The 16,234-nt window shown below is 43.9% G+C and carries 15 protein-coding genes; 13 read left to right on the forward strand and 2 right to left on the reverse strand.

Annotated features, from left to right (window positions below; translation table 11 throughout):
* The first annotated feature begins 106 nt into the window (after nt 1-106).
* The 5 genes from J2Z65_RS35905 to J2Z65_RS21750 all read left to right on the forward strand — a co-directional run bounded on the left by J2Z65_RS35905 (nt 107) and on the right by J2Z65_RS21750 (nt 6,332).
* Nucleotides 107-1,267 (forward strand): group II intron reverse transcriptase, encoded by a 1,161-nt coding sequence (locus J2Z65_RS35905; protein WP_338111680.1) that lies wholly within the window; start codon nt 107-109, stop codon nt 1,265-1,267.
* A gap of 112 nt (nt 1,268-1,379) precedes the next feature.
* Complete coding sequence (locus J2Z65_RS21735) at nt 1,380-2,066, forward strand: PKD domain-containing protein (RefSeq protein ID WP_338111681.1); 687 nt, start codon at nt 1,380-1,382, stop codon at nt 2,064-2,066.
* 73 nt (nt 2,067-2,139) lie between these two features.
* Nucleotides 2,140-2,946, forward strand: a complete 807-nt coding sequence (locus J2Z65_RS21740) for a Cof-type HAD-IIB family hydrolase (RefSeq protein ID WP_167058166.1) — start codon at nt 2,140-2,142, stop codon at nt 2,944-2,946.
* Between the two features lie 107 nt (nt 2,947-3,053).
* The gene (locus tag J2Z65_RS21745; RefSeq protein WP_167058169.1) at nt 3,054-4,892 is read left to right on the forward strand and encodes a hypothetical protein; all 1,839 of its coding nucleotides are present in this window, start codon (nt 3,054-3,056) and stop codon (nt 4,890-4,892) included.
* A 6-nt stretch (nt 4,893-4,898) separates the two neighbouring features.
* Nucleotides 4,899-6,332 (forward strand): glycosyltransferase family 2 protein, encoded by a 1,434-nt coding sequence (locus J2Z65_RS21750; RefSeq protein WP_167058172.1) that lies wholly within the window; start codon nt 4,899-4,901, stop codon nt 6,330-6,332.
* A 60-nt stretch (nt 6,333-6,392) separates the two neighbouring features.
* Here J2Z65_RS21750 and J2Z65_RS21755 read toward each other — a convergent pair whose 3' ends face one another.
* On the reverse strand, nt 6,393-6,476 hold the full coding sequence (locus J2Z65_RS21755) for a hypothetical protein (protein ID WP_167058617.1): 84 nt from the start codon (nt 6,474-6,476) through the stop codon (nt 6,393-6,395).
* A gap of 158 nt (nt 6,477-6,634) precedes the next feature.
* Here J2Z65_RS21755 and J2Z65_RS21760 point away from each other — a divergent pair, with 158 nt between their 5' ends.
* The gene (locus J2Z65_RS21760; RefSeq protein WP_193580924.1) at nt 6,635-7,711 is read left to right on the forward strand and encodes a hypothetical protein; all 1,077 of its coding nucleotides are present in this window, start codon (nt 6,635-6,637) and stop codon (nt 7,709-7,711) included.
* Between the two features lie 65 nt (nt 7,712-7,776).
* Here the strand turns inward: J2Z65_RS21760 and J2Z65_RS21765 are convergent, their stop codons facing one another.
* The gene (locus tag J2Z65_RS21765; RefSeq protein WP_167058178.1) at nt 7,777-8,406 is read right to left on the reverse strand and encodes a nitroreductase family protein; all 630 of its coding nucleotides are present in this window, start codon (nt 8,404-8,406) and stop codon (nt 7,777-7,779) included.
* A 219-nt stretch (nt 8,407-8,625) separates the two neighbouring features.
* Between J2Z65_RS21765 and J2Z65_RS21770 the strand changes: the two genes are divergently transcribed.
* The 7 genes from J2Z65_RS21770 to J2Z65_RS21800 all read left to right on the forward strand — a co-directional run bounded on the left by J2Z65_RS21770 (nt 8,626) and on the right by J2Z65_RS21800 (nt 16,222).
* Nucleotides 8,626-8,907: a hypothetical protein gene (locus J2Z65_RS21770; RefSeq protein WP_240159707.1), complete on the forward strand. Its 282-nt coding sequence runs from the start codon at nt 8,626-8,628 to the stop codon at nt 8,905-8,907.
* 63 nt (nt 8,908-8,970) lie between these two features.
* Nucleotides 8,971-9,444 carry a 6-carboxytetrahydropterin synthase QueD gene (gene queD / locus J2Z65_RS21775; protein WP_167058184.1) on the forward strand — a complete coding sequence of 158 codons (474 nt, stop codon included), beginning with the start codon at nt 8,971-8,973 and terminating at the stop codon, nt 9,442-9,444.
* Nucleotides 9,444-10,124 carry a 7-carboxy-7-deazaguanine synthase QueE gene (locus J2Z65_RS21780; protein WP_167058187.1) on the forward strand — a complete coding sequence of 227 codons (681 nt, stop codon included), beginning with the start codon at nt 9,444-9,446 and terminating at the stop codon, nt 10,122-10,124. The genes queD and J2Z65_RS21780 overlap by 1 nt, the downstream gene beginning before the upstream one ends.
* Nucleotides 10,125-10,185: 61 nt before the next feature.
* A complete protein-coding gene (queC, locus tag J2Z65_RS21785) occupies nt 10,186-10,890 on the forward strand; it encodes a 7-cyano-7-deazaguanine synthase QueC (protein ID WP_167058190.1) in 705 nt (234 codons plus the stop codon).
* Between the two features lie 36 nt (nt 10,891-10,926).
* A complete protein-coding gene (locus J2Z65_RS21790; RefSeq protein WP_167058193.1) occupies nt 10,927-11,604 on the forward strand; it encodes a response regulator in 678 nt (225 codons plus the stop codon).
* Nucleotides 11,601-12,992: a HAMP domain-containing sensor histidine kinase gene (locus tag J2Z65_RS21795; RefSeq protein WP_167058196.1), complete on the forward strand. Its 1,392-nt coding sequence runs from the start codon at nt 11,601-11,603 to the stop codon at nt 12,990-12,992. The genes J2Z65_RS21790 and J2Z65_RS21795 overlap by 4 nt, the downstream gene beginning before the upstream one ends.
* Nucleotides 12,993-13,108: 116 nt before the next feature.
* Entirely contained in the window at nt 13,109-16,222 is a 3,114-nt protein-coding gene (locus tag J2Z65_RS21800) for an efflux RND transporter permease subunit (protein WP_167058199.1), read from the forward strand.
* Nucleotides 16,223-16,234: the final 12 nt, after the last annotated feature.

Genomic DNA, 16,234 nt, shown 5'->3' on the forward strand with positions numbered 1-16,234 from the left:
AAGGCTTTTCCTTAGCGATTCAGCCCTAAAACGGCTTAAATTACTCTAAATCAGCGACAAATTAGTAATATGGAACCACTTTTTCGGAGGTCTCCAAGGTGGAATTATCTCTCCTCTATTGGCTAATGCCTACCTAGATACCTTCGATCATTGGATCAACAAACAATGGGAACAAAAACAAACAGAATATAAATATGCAGATAAAAGACACAGAATTAGGGCATTAAAAAAGACTAAACTTAGACCTGCATATCTTATTCGTTACGCCGATGACTGGGTAATTGTGACTAACAACAAGAGAAACGCTGAGGAATGGAAACGTAGTATTACAACCTTTCTTAAAGACAAGCTCCAACTGGAACTATCAGCGGAAAAAACTCTGATAACTAATGTTAGGAAAGATTACGTTAAATTCCTAGGATACGAATACAAACTTGTTAAAACATCTAATGAAAATGGTTTTATAACAAGAACTGTTCCCAACAGACAAAAACTCAGAAGTAAAATAATAACAATCCATCAAGAGATAAAGAGGTTAAGAAGATTCACAAGAATCGAAGATGTCATTCATCATATTAACCTCATCAATAGCAAGATACGTGGACTTATTAATTACTACGAGAATGCAACTTGGGTACACATAATACTTAGAAAATACTCCCGAATTCTTGGATACGCAGGTATTAACTCGTTGAAAAGGTTTAACGGACAGTGGAAACCTGCCAATAAGGTAAATAATCTTAACTCAATCCATATGAATTACAAAACACAACTCGCAACTATTACATATTTTAATTCCCTAATAGGAATAACATGTATTGGGTTTTGTAAATGGAAAAGGGTACACCAAAAAATCCCTGATGAAACGCCTTATTCTCATTTGGGTAGACAAATATACATTAGCCGAACGGGAAAGAAACCTCTGAAGATTCGAGCGGATGAACTATTAACCACACAATTATCAGAGCTGATCTCTAGAGGCTTGACTCGACGCATATACAATTTTGAATATTATCTAAACCGCGCATATGCGTTCAACAGAGACAAAGGAAAATGTAAAGTTTGTGGTGAAGAGATTCTTAATAATTTAGAGACACATCATGTTGACCCTAAGTTATCACTAGACCTTATAAACAGAGTCCCGAATTTGATAAGTACACATAAAACCTGTCATCAGATGATTCACGACAATAAGGATCATTCCAATTTAGAGAACCAAACTTGGAAGAAAATCTCGGCGTTAAGAGAAAAATTGATTTATACATAAACATTTCTTAGATGGAACGCCGTATGCCATGAAAGTGGCACGTACGGTGTGAAGGAGGGGAAAAGGAAATCCTAACGTGTAGTCGAGGATTATCCTCACCTATTCCTATTATATCAATCGGGCTCCTGCAGCTGAATTTGATTGGACACCTAAACCGGTCTGGGAAGGCGATGTGGTTCAAAGCATCAACTCCTCTTCTGATCCCGATGGCGATGCTCTTAGCTATGCTTGGAAAGTGGAGCAACCTGATGGGGCTGTGATTACATCGTCCTCACAAGATTTCAGACATGAGTTTCTAGCTCCCGGCGTGTATAAGGTGACGCTTACGGTTTCAGATGGGCTGCTATCGAGTTCAACTGTTAAAATGATTGCAGCAGCGCCACTGACGATTCACTCCGACGTAACTTATACCGATAACTGGCTGCTGTTACATGAAAAAAGCGGTCACCAGACCGCAGCAGCGCCGAAGGACTTCTACTCCGGGGAAATATTCGTTGTAGCTTGTCAGAGCTCGCCGGCTCCTGTTGACGAGGTTACGGCGTGGATGGATACAACTGGTTTGGACGCTAAAACGCTGTATGTATCAGAACGGCTAACTGCTGCAGCAGGAGATGCAACCAAGTTTAGCGGAGAAATTTTCGATGCTAGATTTCAGTCATTCTCGGAGGGGCTGCCGCCAGGCTTGCAAACCATTCATTTTCGGATACGATATCGTAACGGAGTTATTAAGACAGAAGATGTTCCCATCCACATTATCGGTAATGTCAATCAATCCGTCGGTGTTCATAGAGTTCAATAATAATAGGAATAGCGAGCCGTCGTATGATACAATTAGTCGATAAAAAGGCTAAGCATAAGGGAGAGCGAAAACCTTGAACTATCGTTTAATTGCATTGGATGTTGATGGAACGCTTTTGAATGACGAGCACGAATTAAGCGAGCAGACGATTGAAACGATTCAGGAAGTTCATGATCAAGGAAGTCATATCGTACTGTGTACCGGAAGAGCCCCGGGCAGTACGCTGCCTATCCTGCAACAACTCGGATTAGAAGGAACGATGATCACACATAATGGGGCGGCAACGGTTCATGCGGATGAACGCGGGCAATCATTAATCAATGAGTTTTCTTTTACGCTGCCAGAAATAGCGCCTATGTTGGATTATGTAAGGAGAGAAGGCATTCATTTCGATGTCTGCACATCCTTTAACATGTATATTGAGCGTATTGGGGAATACGAGAAGATGATGTACAACAAGTTTCTGATTACTCCCAAACTCGTGACGGATGTATCTGAACTGGGAATGCCGATTGTGAAATTTACGCTTTTTAGTCAGCCAGAGGTCTTGGATCGTGTTCAGCGGGAATGGGAGGAGCAGAAGCTTTACGGACATCTCCGGATGATTCGCAGCGGCGATTTATTTATTGATGTGATGAGCGCGAAGGCTAATAAAGGAAATGCGCTGAAAGCTTTGGCAGCCTCATTAGAGGTCGAATCGAGCGAAATCCTGGCCATCGGTAATTACTATAACGATTTGGAAATGATGGCATTTGCCGGGCTTGGTATCGCAGTAGAAAATTCGCCTGAAGGCGTGAAGGAAGCCGCGGATGCGGTGACTGCATCAAATAACGATGAGGGTGTGCATAAAGCCCTAGTTAAATATTGTTTATCCTATTAATTTCCTGCAAAATCCTCGTTTTTTGAGGATTTTTGTCGTTTCAGGGGGTTCTTCCTACTACTTTGCTATGGTAGAATGAGGGAAATAACTAGACGACGGTGGTGTAAATGATGGGGAGAGAGCAGAAGAATTTTCGCAACAAGAAAAAGATAGTAGGGGCTATTGCGAGTACGGCTATGCTGGCGGTGCCGTTTATGGCTGTTCCTGTTGCGGCAAATACGGAAGTTGAACTTCCGGTAGAACACGTTGATCATATAGATACGATTGTTATCCCCGCAAACGGAACGAAATACATTGATTTAGATGCTTTGAGAGCACTATATGATGCAGCTGATTTGAATATTACACAGAATGAAAATGAGATGAATACAGCAAGAGGCAGCCGCACTTTAGGTGTAGATGAATTTTATGAGATCAAGGCTGGAGAAATCGGCAAAGCAACCTTCACAGTAAGCGGAATGAAATACCCAGCAGGTGAAGAGATGTCGTACCTGCCTTTCACAGACAGTTTTGAAGTCGTTGTTGTACCGAATACTGGAGATCCGGACACATATAAGTTTGATCTTTCAAATGTGTTTACAATGATGAGTCAAATGCCTTTAGAACTACAGTCGCATGATAAGGTGAAAAGCTTGCTCGGCAATGTAAGCCCTCTAACTATTGTTAACGATAGCCCTATTGATTATCATCTGGATAATTCTGCACCTTATCAGTTGAATATGACTAACCGGTTACAAGGTGTAGTTGGGGAGAAAATCTCGAGGGAGACGATTCGTGCTAGTTTACAAAGTTATTTTGGAGATTACGATTACGATGAGTTAGATGTTGTGTTCATTGACAGAAACAACCCTAATATAAGAATAGATGAAGTGTATGACAACAGTCATGGATATGAGTTAACTCCGTTAACTGCAGGTGATTTCGATCTGAACGTTCTTGTCGTCGATCACCATGGCGGCATGACCAGAGGAATCATCCCTTTTCATTGTACGGTTAACACGCCGCCACAATTAAAAACAGATAGTGTATTAGCCAAACACTTCTCGCTCGATGGTGTGAACAATCCGATTATGTATTTATCCAATGATGCTGAGATTGATCTAAGTGAAGTGTTTTTTGATGCAGAAAACTCTGCTCTGGACTATGAGATTGTTGTGGAAGGCTATGGTTCGCCAGGCACAGCGATCAATACGATTTCACTTGACTCATCGCCAATACTGACTTGGGAATCTTTATCTTCTTCAATGCCGAATGGCATAAAGAGAATTAAGGAACTTCGCGCGCATGAGCGTGAGAATACGTCTTTTCAATCGGTACTAAATGTAGATATTGAACATGCTATCCAAGATCCGTTCCCTGCTTCCCTAGATATGTATGAATCAAATGCTTCCGGAACAAGCAGTTACATATTTGATTACAAAAGTGATGTTGGTTTCGATGCTTTTAATTATACAGAAATTACAAACGCGGATATACATAAAAGAGACAGTAATGCAGTTACAGCTTCGGTGTATCAAAATGTTTATTTGAAGTTTGATGCAAAAGGCCGAACAGAGAGTTTATCAAAAATAAAAATTTATGGACATAATCGAGAAACCCAATCGATTCTATATCAGGATGACTTTAACTTCAGGGTTATTTCCACAGAAGACACCCTGTATCCTGAAACAAATATTCCAGCTATTCGTCTTAGATCACTGTATCCAGATTATTATAATGATGGCTATTGGACAGGGCCATACAATATAGGACAATCCGTTTCAGTAATACCGGAAACATATAATGATGAGATACATTGGACCTATGAGACAAGTTCATTGATGTCAATTCGATTAGAGGCTAATGTTCCGACACACACACAGATTTTATTTAAAATTGATCTTGATGAAGGTAAACGAATTTACTATGTTCCTTATATCCCTTACATGAATCAGCCAACGGATTAGCTGACTATGCGAAATCAACAAGATCAGCTTATTTCTCTTATCGAAGCAAAGAAGTATTTGGAAGCCGAGGCTGAGTTGAAGCTAGCAATAAGTCGAGATTCACTAAATGCCCAACTATGGGTGCTTCTTGGTGAAACGCTTTTACTCCAAAATTTCGGACAAGCATCCAGGAAAGCATTTGATCGTGCTTGGCTGCTTGATCCCCAAGCGCAATGGGTCAATCATATTTATGAAGGTTTGCAACATGTACCATTAGGCGAGCCGCGATTGGATATCGATCAGTTACTGTTAGTTCCCAAGGTAACCGTTGCCGCGGCAATCCTGACATACAATGAGGCTGCTAACATTGTCAAATGCATTCAGGCTTTACAAGACGCTGTTGATGAAATCATCGTTATTGATTCCTCAACCGATGATACATCCAAGATCGCCCTGCAGTATCCAAAGGTAAAGGTTGTCCGGATTAAGTGGGAAGATGACTTTGCTGCCGCCCGTAATCAGGGACTTCAATATGTGCAGTCGGATTGGGTGCTTTGGGTGGATGCGGATGAACGGCTTGTCCCCGAGGATGCCCCTTCCGTAAGGGAAGCGGCAGGCGTCTTCAATCATGTAAAGGATGTCCCGATTCTCCATGCATGGCATTTGAATCAGGTGAACGGCAGTGTTCGTCATGATTTTTCTCAAGTTCGCATGTTTCCGGTACGAAGAGGGCTGCGTTACTATGGCCGTATTCATGAGCAGGTGGGTACATCCAAAGGAATATATGAGAATGATACATACCGCCGTGCAGTAAAAATCAGACTGAATCATACCGGATATGAACCTGCTGTTATGAGTAACAAAGGCAAGCTGGAAAGAAATCATCGCTTGCTCCAATACATGATCGAGGAAGAGCCAAGCAATCCTGGGCACTGGTTATTTTTGGGGAGAGAGTCACTTGGATTAGGTTACGAAGAGCAAGCGCACACGGCATTGCTTGAGGCTGAACGTTTAGGTCAGCAGACCAAAGCATTCGGAAGGATGCCGGAAATCTATAGACTGCTCATTCAGTTGATGCTAAAACGTAAGAATTACCAGGAAGCAGAAGCCTATTGCCATAAAGTAATTGCGACGCATCCTGAATTTCCTGATGCACATTATTTGCTTGCCCAAGTACGTATTAGACAGGCTGATGAATTGCTCCGGCTAGCGGAAGCGAGCATTAAGCAATCATTGACAAGTTTACCTGCATATCGTGGAAATGTAAGTGCTGATTACCAGATCGGTGAGTGGAAAGCTGAAGTATCACTTGGAGAATTGGCCATGCGATCAGGGAAATTAGCAAGAGCGAAAAAGATTTTTGACAAACATATCATTCATATAGATGCCGGGCCAAGCATGCAAAAAAAACTCGCTGCTATAGAAGCAGAACGCCAACGCTTAAATCAATATAACGAATAAAAAAAGACTGTTCCCCCTCATCAGATGAGGAAAGGAACAGTCTTTGTGGTTAGTTAATTATTAAATAACAAAAGCACTAGTGATGATAACCAGCAAGATGAAAAGAACTAAGATAGCACCTACGTTATTATGCCCAGCAGACATGTCAGAATCCCTCCTTCTTAGTCTATAGGTTAGCATATGAAGTGAAGGACAGAAGTGTATAGACGTTTATCCTGTATACTCATATTTTGGACGATATTGGGACAATCTACAGAAGAATTACAAGATCTGTAGAGGAGGCGAAAAAAGTCGTGGCCGATATGATGCTTAGACCCGACCTGAAAACAGCAGGCGGAGAAGTCTGCGATATTATGTATAATGGGGAGTTTGTCGGTACGTTAACGCTAGTCTACAGGGAATCGGATCGACTTAAAGGCTCGATTCATCTGGAGCGGCAGTCCATTAATCAGGTGGACAAGAATAGGATGTATGAATTCACCCAGTCTTACGTTCAGAATGTGATTGATGCACTAAACATTAAGGAGTGCGAAGTAGTCGTCAGTTATAGTGACTATGATTTTGTGATTGCGACGGATCATGCCATCGGGCAGATGGTTGTTGAGGAGGATACTCGCTCAAACCATTATTATTTGGATGATGATGATGCCGACTATGAATGGGTAAACGATGATGAGACCCGGTTTGATGATATCGAAGGGACGAACGGTCCGGAAAGTTTGGATATGATTGAGCAGCGTAGACAGCAGTTGGGTTATGAGCTTGTGAATGTGGGCGAGTACAGAAACCGTGTGGAATACCATGTTTATGATAAGGAGTCGGAACTGGTTGCAGAAGTAATCACACATATGTACGGTTCCGACGTGGTTGGGGAAGTTATGTGGCAATTCGATCCGTTTGATGAAGAAATGGACACAGTGACGGAGCTTGTTGTGGCTGATTATGACGAGGATGAAACGGATACGTTTATTTTCAATATGATCTATAATGGTGAAATGATCGACACGGTGGAATTAACGCATATAGATTTGTTGGATCTGGTGGATGACATTAAGGCAGAGTCCCTTATTCCGCCCAATCGAGAGGATTACTCGATTATTTTGGCGAGAGACGATGGGGACACGTTGACGTATGAAATTTACCAGCAGTCGTATGGCGGTTTACCCATTGGAACGGCAACGGTGGACATTAGTTCTCGTCAGCTAACCGGATTCATTGATTTCCGTGAGCCGGGAGACTCGGATGATCGGGAGCTAATTGCGGCATTGCTGCTAGAAGAGTTGGATAAGGAAAAAGATTACGAAACTTTCAATGTATCTATGCTGTACCGGAATAAGCTGATCGACGAAATTTGGTTTGAAACGGATCAACTGCATTAACAGCTCAACTATAAAAGGCATGAACTCCCAAACTGGTAGGAGACTCATGCCTTTTTTTTGTACGATTAGAATGTGTTAGAAACTGTAATTTGATCTAAGGAAAGACGGCCGGCAGAACGAGCTGGAGATGCAGCCAAACCAACGCTAATTAGCATAACCGGTACATAACGGGCTGGAACGTTGAATGCTTCTACGAACTTAGTGGCATCGTATCCGCCCATTGGGCAAGTGTCATATCCCATTGCTTTAGCAGCAATCATAAGCTGCATAGCAGCAAGGGAAGCATTGCGAATTGCTTCATCACGAGCAACTTGCGGATATTGATAAGCGCCTTCGATTTGAGCAACCAAGGTGTCTTTCAATTGTTTCGGCATGAAGCCAGCGTCTACGGCAGGACCAAAAACGAGCTCAGCATTTTTGTTAGCTTCGAGATCACCCAGAACAGCGATAACCACGGAGCTTTCGACGATTTGTTTTTGACCGTAGGCAATTGGGAGCAATTTCTCTTTCTGTGCTTGATCGTCAATGACGAGAAGCTTCCAATGCTGCAGGTTCCAAGAGGATGGGGCTTGGGATGTAGAAGTTAAAAGTTGCTCTAGATCAGCTTGCGGCATTTTGTGCCCAGCTTGATATTGTTTCACGGAATGACGTTCTTCCAAAACTTTTAAAACAGCGGATTGTACTTGTGTGCTCATGTAATTTCCCTCCAAGGATCTGAAATTATTCTTTTTAGTTTGTTTTCTAAGGTTCAAAAACATGCTGTAAAATGCTTGAAAAAAAGATGTTGAACTGTAAAAGAAATAATAACAATTTACTGTAATCATAAATGTTATAGTTGGAGTTGTCAAGGGGACTTTCGGGATGTCGGAAAATGTTGGATAATGGAAATAAGAAAGGGGATGTCCCTCTTGAAAATGACGCAGAAAGAGCTGAGCCACCTCATTTTTTTGTCCGAAGTTGTCCTTACCGGTAAGAAGAAAAGCCTGATGGACGAAACGCTGCAATGCCTGCTATATATCGTAAAATCTGTGGAAGAGGTAGAGCTTCCGGATACAGTTGTCGATCAGATCGAATGTTTGATGGCGATGATTGAATCGGATTTGCGTGATGAGAATGAGCGGATGCAGGAAATAAGGGGACATCTGGATTGGAAGCAAAAACGAAAGCGGAATCCTCCAGATTTAGATAGATTGTGAGAAATGGGCACCTCATGATATAATGTAGAGTACTGTTTTTTTCAAAATTAAGAGGTGATAGATATGAGCTATGAAATCCCCAGAGATGTGCAAATGTTGGGGCGTGACATCACAGAGAGTCAATTAAAATATCATCACAAATCCGTTTTGATTTCCAAGGAATTTACGTTTGACAGTGCGCATCATTTGCATTGTTATGAGGGAAAATGTAAAAATCTGCACGGCCACACTTATAAGCTGCAAGTAATTATGCGCGGCAAAGTAGACAGCCGGGGGATCGCGATAGATTTTGGAGATATTAAACGTATTGCGAAAGAACGCGTCATCGATCGTTTGGATCATAAATATTTGAATGATGTGCTGCCGCCTATGAATACAACGGCTGAAAATATGGTTGTTTGGATGTACGAGGAGATTCATCAGGCGCTTCTGGAAGAGGAGCTTTATCCAGCGATTAAGCTGGAGGAAATCCGCCTGTGGGAGACGCCGACCTCTTACGCGGCCATCACTCGCTCGATGATGGAGGAGGAAGAGTAATGCGAGATATCCGCATTCCGATGGTCGAGATCTTCGAGACGGTTGAAGGCGAAGGGACCCGTGCCGGGTTCCCAACGGTCTTCGTCCGTCTTTTTGGTTGCAACCTGCGCTGTACCTGGTGCGACACCAAGTACAGCTACCCGCCCGCGGAGGCGGAAAACGTCATGACCATTGCTGATATTATCAGCAAAGTCACAACGTTCCGCTCCCGGCATATTTGCTTGACCGGCGGCGAGCCGCTCCTGTATGGCGAGAAGTCGCTTGCGCTGATCGAAGCGCTCGCAGAGCTGGAGCAGGTCGATGACCTGCACATCGAGACGAACGGCGCGATCGATCTCGCTATGTTTGTAGAGCGTGTTGCTTCGCCAAAGGTGCGATACATCATGGACTTTAAGCTGCCCGACTCCGGTGAGATGGAGCAGATGATTGTCAATAACTTCGCGCTGCTGCGCGAGCAGGATGAGCTGAAGTTCGTGATCGGCAGCGATCACGATTTCCGCACCGCGGTGGACGTGCTCGAGAAGTATCCGACAAAGGCGCTGCCGATGTTCAGTCCGGTATGGGAGACAATGCCGCCGCACAAACTTGTCCAGCTTATGCTGGAAGCGGGGCTTTCCAAAGTAAAGCTGAATATGCAGCTTCACAAAATCATTTGGGATCCGGCGATGCGCGGCGTTTAGTCGCGCGCCAGCCGTGGTATCCCTTTTTCCACTATAATAGAAAAATAAAGAGGTGTCCTTCATGAGCGTGAGCAATGATAACAAGAAGCGAGCCGTCATTATATTGAGCGGCGGATTAGACAGCACAACTTGCATGGGCCTTGCCCAAGAGGCTGGATACGACCTATATCCGATTTCTTTTGATTATGGACAGCGCCACAAAATTGAATTGGAAAATGCGAAGCAAGTCGCGGAGCATTATGGTGTGAGCCAGCGCCACAAGATTATTAAACTTGATTTCTTGCGTGATTTTGGCGGCAGCGCATTAACGGACGATCGTATTGACGTGCCGAACGTTATGAACGGAGAATCCGAAGAATCTGAAATCCCTGTGACTTATGTGCCGGGACGAAATCTGCTTTTTCTTTCGATCGCAACGTCTTATGCGGAAGTAACGGGTTCCGAAGCGATTTATATCGGAGTGAACGCCCTGGATTACAGCGGGTATCCGGATTGCCGTCCTGAATTTATTCATAAAGTAGAGGAAGTCATTGCCCTTGCAACTAAAGTGGGTGTTGAAGGCAAAGGCATCACGATACAAACGCCTCTCATTGACTGGACGAAAGCGAAAATCATTGAGGAAGGTTTGAAAATCGGCGTTCCGTACGAGTTGACAACATCATGCTACAATGGGAAAGCCGAAGCATGCGGAGTTTGCGACAGCTGCCGTTTGCGCTTGAAAGGCTTTGAGGAAGCGGGCTCGAAGGACCCTATTCCATATTTGTAAAGAAAGCTTGGAAGCTTAGGAAAGGCAGGGCGTATCGTGACCAGAATCTTGGTGGTGGATGATGACGCGGATATCAGGGAGTTGATACGCGTTTACTTGGTGGGAGAAGGCTTAACGGTGATGCAAGCCAGCAATGGCGTTGAAGCGCTTAGCATGTTGGAAACGACCCCGGCGGATTTAGTCGTTCTGGATATTATGATGCCCTTGATGGACGGTTGGGAGCTTTGCCGCGAGTTAAGGGCTCGCTACGACGATATGCCTCTTCTGATGGTGACGGCCAAAAGCGAGTCCGTCCACAAGGTGAAAGGGTTTCAACTGGGGACGGATGACTACCTCGTGAAGCCCTTTGACCCTTTGGAGCTTGTCATGCGGGTCAAAGCTCTCTTGAAGCGCTATCGCATCAACGCCTCTCAGACGATTGCGGTCGGAAATGTCATCATTGACCGAACGGCCTTTGAGGTTCGCTTACAGAATCAGAGGCTCTCACTTCCGATGAAAGAGTTTGAACTGCTGTATAAGCTGGCCAGTTATCCGGCGCAAATCTTTACGCGAACGCAGCTGATTGAACAAATTTGGGGGATCGATTACGAAGGTGACGATCGGACCATTGACGTGCATATCAAAAGATTACGAGAGCGTTTTGAACCGCTAACGGAGGAGTTTCGAATCGTCACGATCCGTGGCTTGGGATACCGACTTGAGGTGAACGCATGATAAAGTCGCTTTACCTGCGCGTAGTGCTGACTTTCTTGGCCGTTGTGGTCGTGAGTGTGTCTGTAGCCTTTCCGTTGGCAACGTTATTTTTCAGAAGCTTGATAACAAGTGAATTTCAGGATGAAATGCTCACGATAGGCAGTCAGATCGTTAAGCTTAGCGAGGATATGCAGGTGAGGCAGCTGGATACTTTCGTGACGGAGAGCAACCGTTTTAATGAAAATTATATTTTCACGCTGTTTAACGAGAATGGCGAGCCGATGACGGTAGTTTCATTAAATAAAAACGGAGTCCCTCGTATCAACGCAGCGGAAGTAGCCTTTGTTTTGAAAGGCAGCGTATTCAAAAGCTTGGATTATGGCATGATAAGAGATCCACTCAGCGATATGAAAGTAGGCATCCCTCTTAAGGTCGGAGATAAGACGTTTGCTCTCTTCATTCATCCGAATTTATCTGAAGCGACCCGTCGTCAAGTGCAGACAGCGATCATTACGGTTCTTGTTATTGTGCTTGTCGTGGGCAGCTTGCTCATTCTCGTTGCTTCGCGATACCTGGTCAATCCGCTGAATAAATTGACTCTGGCCACGCAGCGGCTCGCTCGAGGAAATTTCAATGTGCATGTTACTGTGAAGCAGAAGGACGAGCTGGGACAGCTGGCAGACAGTTTTAATCATATGGCAGGCGAGCTGAAACAGCTTGAGCAGATGCGGCAGGATTTTGTTTCGAATGTGTCGCATGAGTTTCAAACTCCGCTTACGTCGATCCGCGGCTTCTCTAAAGCATTGCGAGGGTCCGAAATCGAGGAGTCAGAGCGTCTGCGCTACCTGGAAATCATTGAACGGGAAAGTGATCGTTTGTCCCGGCTAAGTGATAATTTGTTAAAGTTGGCTTCGCTGGAATCCGAGCATCATCCGTTTCATCGGACAACGTTTGATTTGGATGAGCAGCTAAGAAGAATCGTTGTTTTCTATGAGCCGTTATGGTCAGAGAAACAGCTTGATATGGATTTGTCATTACCGCGAGTGAAAATTTCGGCGGATGCCGATCAGTTAAACCAAGTTTGGATGAATCTGATTGGGAATGCGGTCAAATTCACGCCGGCTGGCGGGCATATTTTTATAAAGCTTGTCCCATTAAGAGACCGTGTTCAGGTCTGGATTCAAGATAATGGAATCGGTATGTCGGAAGAGGATCAAGGACGAATTTTTGAACGATTCTTCAAAGTAGATCAAGCCAGGCAGCGGGACACCGGCAGCGGGCTTGGACTTGCGATTGTTCGGAAAATCATTGATCTGCACCAAGGAACGATTGAAGTACAGAGTCAAGAAGGAAAAGGTTCCCAATTTTTAGTCACAATTCCTATCTTAACCTATCAATTGAAGAAGTAATGAACGTTGAAAGCTTGGAAAGCTTATTTCCAAGCTTTTTTTGATGTTTGTTCATATTGGGTTCATATTCGAAATGTATCTTATAGAAACAATGATGATATGAGGGGAGTACAGGAATGAATCGACTCACACACTTTTCCATGAAAAATGTTTCGGCATTATTCATTATCATGATCATGCTTTTTGTAGGCGGCTTATATTCATCATCGCAGCTGAAAGTAGAGAACATGCCGAACGTTTCTTTCCCGGTAGTTGCTGTAACAACAACTTATACCGGTGCGCCGAAGGATGTCATGGATGAAATTACATCTCCGATCGAGAAGAAGCTCGCGAATCTCGAAGATCTGGACTCGATGCAATCGACATCAAGCGATAATTTCTCCATGATCATTCTGATGTTCAAACAAAATGTAGACACAGATAAGAAGAAACAGGCCGTGCAGGATATGCTGGCTGAAGTTTCTCTTCCGGCTACTGCCGGAACACCGAAAGCTTCAACTTTTGGCGCGGCTTCCTTCCCTTCCAACTACTTAGTTGCTTATGCGGATAACGGAATCAGCCAAACAGAGCTTGATAAATCTTTTAAAGATAAAATTAAGCCTGCTCTTGAAGGAATTAAAGGCATTGACCATATGGACGTAATTGGAGCCAGAGACACATCGCTGGATATTGAGCTAGATGCCGCCGCGCTTGACGTGTATGGTTTATCACCAGGCATGGTATCGAATGCGATCAATGCCGCTGCTACGAAAAGTCCGATCGGCAGTGTAGAAATCAGCGGCAATGATAAGATGACACGTGTAACGGGCAACTTGACCAGCTTGTACGAGTTGGAGCAGCTAGAAATCACAACGCCAAAAGGCGATATCGTAACCCTTGATCAGGTTGCGAACGTCAAAGCGATTACGGAATCTGATTTCATCGGTCGACTGGATAGCAAGCCGGCGATTGGGATGATTTTGTACAAAGCGGGCAGTGCGAATGCTGTTGAATTCTCAAATGAGATTCAGAAACAAATTGAAGATTGGAAAACAACGTTGCCTAACGTTACTTTCAAGAGCACGTACGATAGTGCAGACCAAATTAACGAATCCATTGCAGGACTTGTACGCGAAGGTATCGTAGGGGCTGTCTTGGCATCCTTGATGATTCTGATCTTCCTGCGCAATGTACGGATGACGTTAATCGTTCTTGTTTCAATTCCACTTTCAATTTTGATTACTTTACTATTAATGTCTTCCTTAAATTTAACGCTCAATACGATGACGCTCGGCGGTATTTTTATCGCAGTAGGGCGGGTCGTGGATGACTCGATTGTCGTTATTGAAAATATATACGCCTCCTTAGAGAAAGCACAAGAGCGTAAAGAGTCCGTTATTGCGTTAGCTACGAAGCAAGTATCCATGGCGATTACGTCATCTACGCTTGCAACTGTTGGGGTATTCGCACCGCTTGCTTTGGTTACGGGCGTTGTCGGCGGATTCTTTAGACCCTTTGCGTTAACTATCGCTTGTGCGCTGCTTTCTTCCTTGATTGTAGCGTTAACGGTTATTCCGATGCTGGCTAAGCTGCTTGTTCTTCGCAGTAAACCAGGCAAAGGTCATCACGATGAGTCGCAACCAACTAAGCTAACAACGTTTTACGAGAAAGTATTGACTTGGAGTTTGAAAAACAGAATCAAAACGCTTCTTATCTCAGCGCTAATGCTCGTTGTGACAATGGCCGGAACCATTCCATTCTTGTCAGTGGCCTTCTTACCTGAATCAGGTCCTGCGACGACGATGTATTTCCAACTGAAGCTGCCATATTCAACTTCGTTTGAAGCGACAGATGCGAAAACGAAGGAAATCGAAAAAGTCTTGTTAGATACAAAAGATTCAAATGGCGAGCCTGTCTTTAAATTTGTGGAATCATTAGTCGGCTATGCTGGCAATGATGATGAGCGTACACCGTATGCTTCACAGATTTTCGTTCAAGTAAATGATAAAGTAGATGGAAATCAAGTAAAAGATCAAATGAAGGCTTATATTCTCTCAGAATTGCCAAACGGATCTGAAGTTGAGCCTAAAGCAATGGAAGGTGATTTCGGCGTTTCATCGACGGATTTTGCCTATACGCTGCAAGGCGAGGATCAACTTCAACTGGAGAAAGCAGCTAAGATTGTTAAGGATAAGCTGCAAACTTTCCCAGAGCTTTCTGAGATTGAAGATAATTTAAGTGATGCCAAAACAGAAATAGAGATTGCTGTGGATCAGAAAAAAGCAAGAGCTTATGGCTTGAGCTCCTCCTCTGTTCGAGATACAGCACGTGCCTGGATTCAAAAACAAAGTCTGGGAGATATGAAATTCGATAATATCACGTATACAACAACGGTATCGTTAGACAAATCGGATAAAAACACGCTTGAAAAATTGGGCAACATTCCGTTAGCTGGATCAAACGGATCAACGATTCTGTTGAAGGAAGTAGCCAAAATCAACGAAACGAAGGGCGCTGCCTCCCTTGCACGTGAAGATCAGCAGCAGCTAGTCAAAGTATCCGCCAAAATTAATGATTCCAATAAAACCGGCGTAAGTGCTAAACTTACTGCGGCATTAAAAGATGTTGAATTGCCGGAAGGCGTAACACCGAAAGTGACTGGTGTTTCCGACGATGTCAATGAGAGCTTCGGTCAATTGTTCGTCGCCATGGGAGCTGCGATTTTCGTTGTTTACCTCATCATGGTTCTAGCTTTTGGAAACGCAAGTGCACCATTTGCCATCTTGTTCTCTCTGCCGCTTGCGGTTATCGGAGGATTGCTCGGACTCGTTATTGCGCGCGAGCCATTAACGGTTACATCTATGATTGGTTTCCTCATGCTCATCGGAATTGTCGTCACGAATGCCATCGTTTTGATCGACCGTGCGCAGCAATTGCGCCAAGAAGGCTATACGGTTCGCCATGCTTTAATTGAAGCTGGGAAAGTGAGACTTCGCCCGATTATTATGACAGCTGGAGCTACGATTATGGCTTTGGTGCCGCTGGCATTAGGTATTTCTGCAGAGGGTGGGTTAATTGGTAAAGGACTGGGTGTTGTCGTTATCGGTGGTCTGATTACCTCTACTGTTCTTACTCTAGTTGTCGTACCTATTGTGTACGAGTTGATTGAAAGCATAAAGAACCGGATGGGTCGCATGTTCAATCGTAAAAAAAATAACCAAAACACAACCACAAGTACGATAGACGTATAAGGAGGCACATAG

Source organism: Paenibacillus aceris (genome assembly GCF_017874035.1).
GTDB classification, from domain to species: domain Bacteria; phylum Bacillota; class Bacilli; order Paenibacillales; family NBRC-103111; genus Paenibacillus_E; species Paenibacillus_E aceris.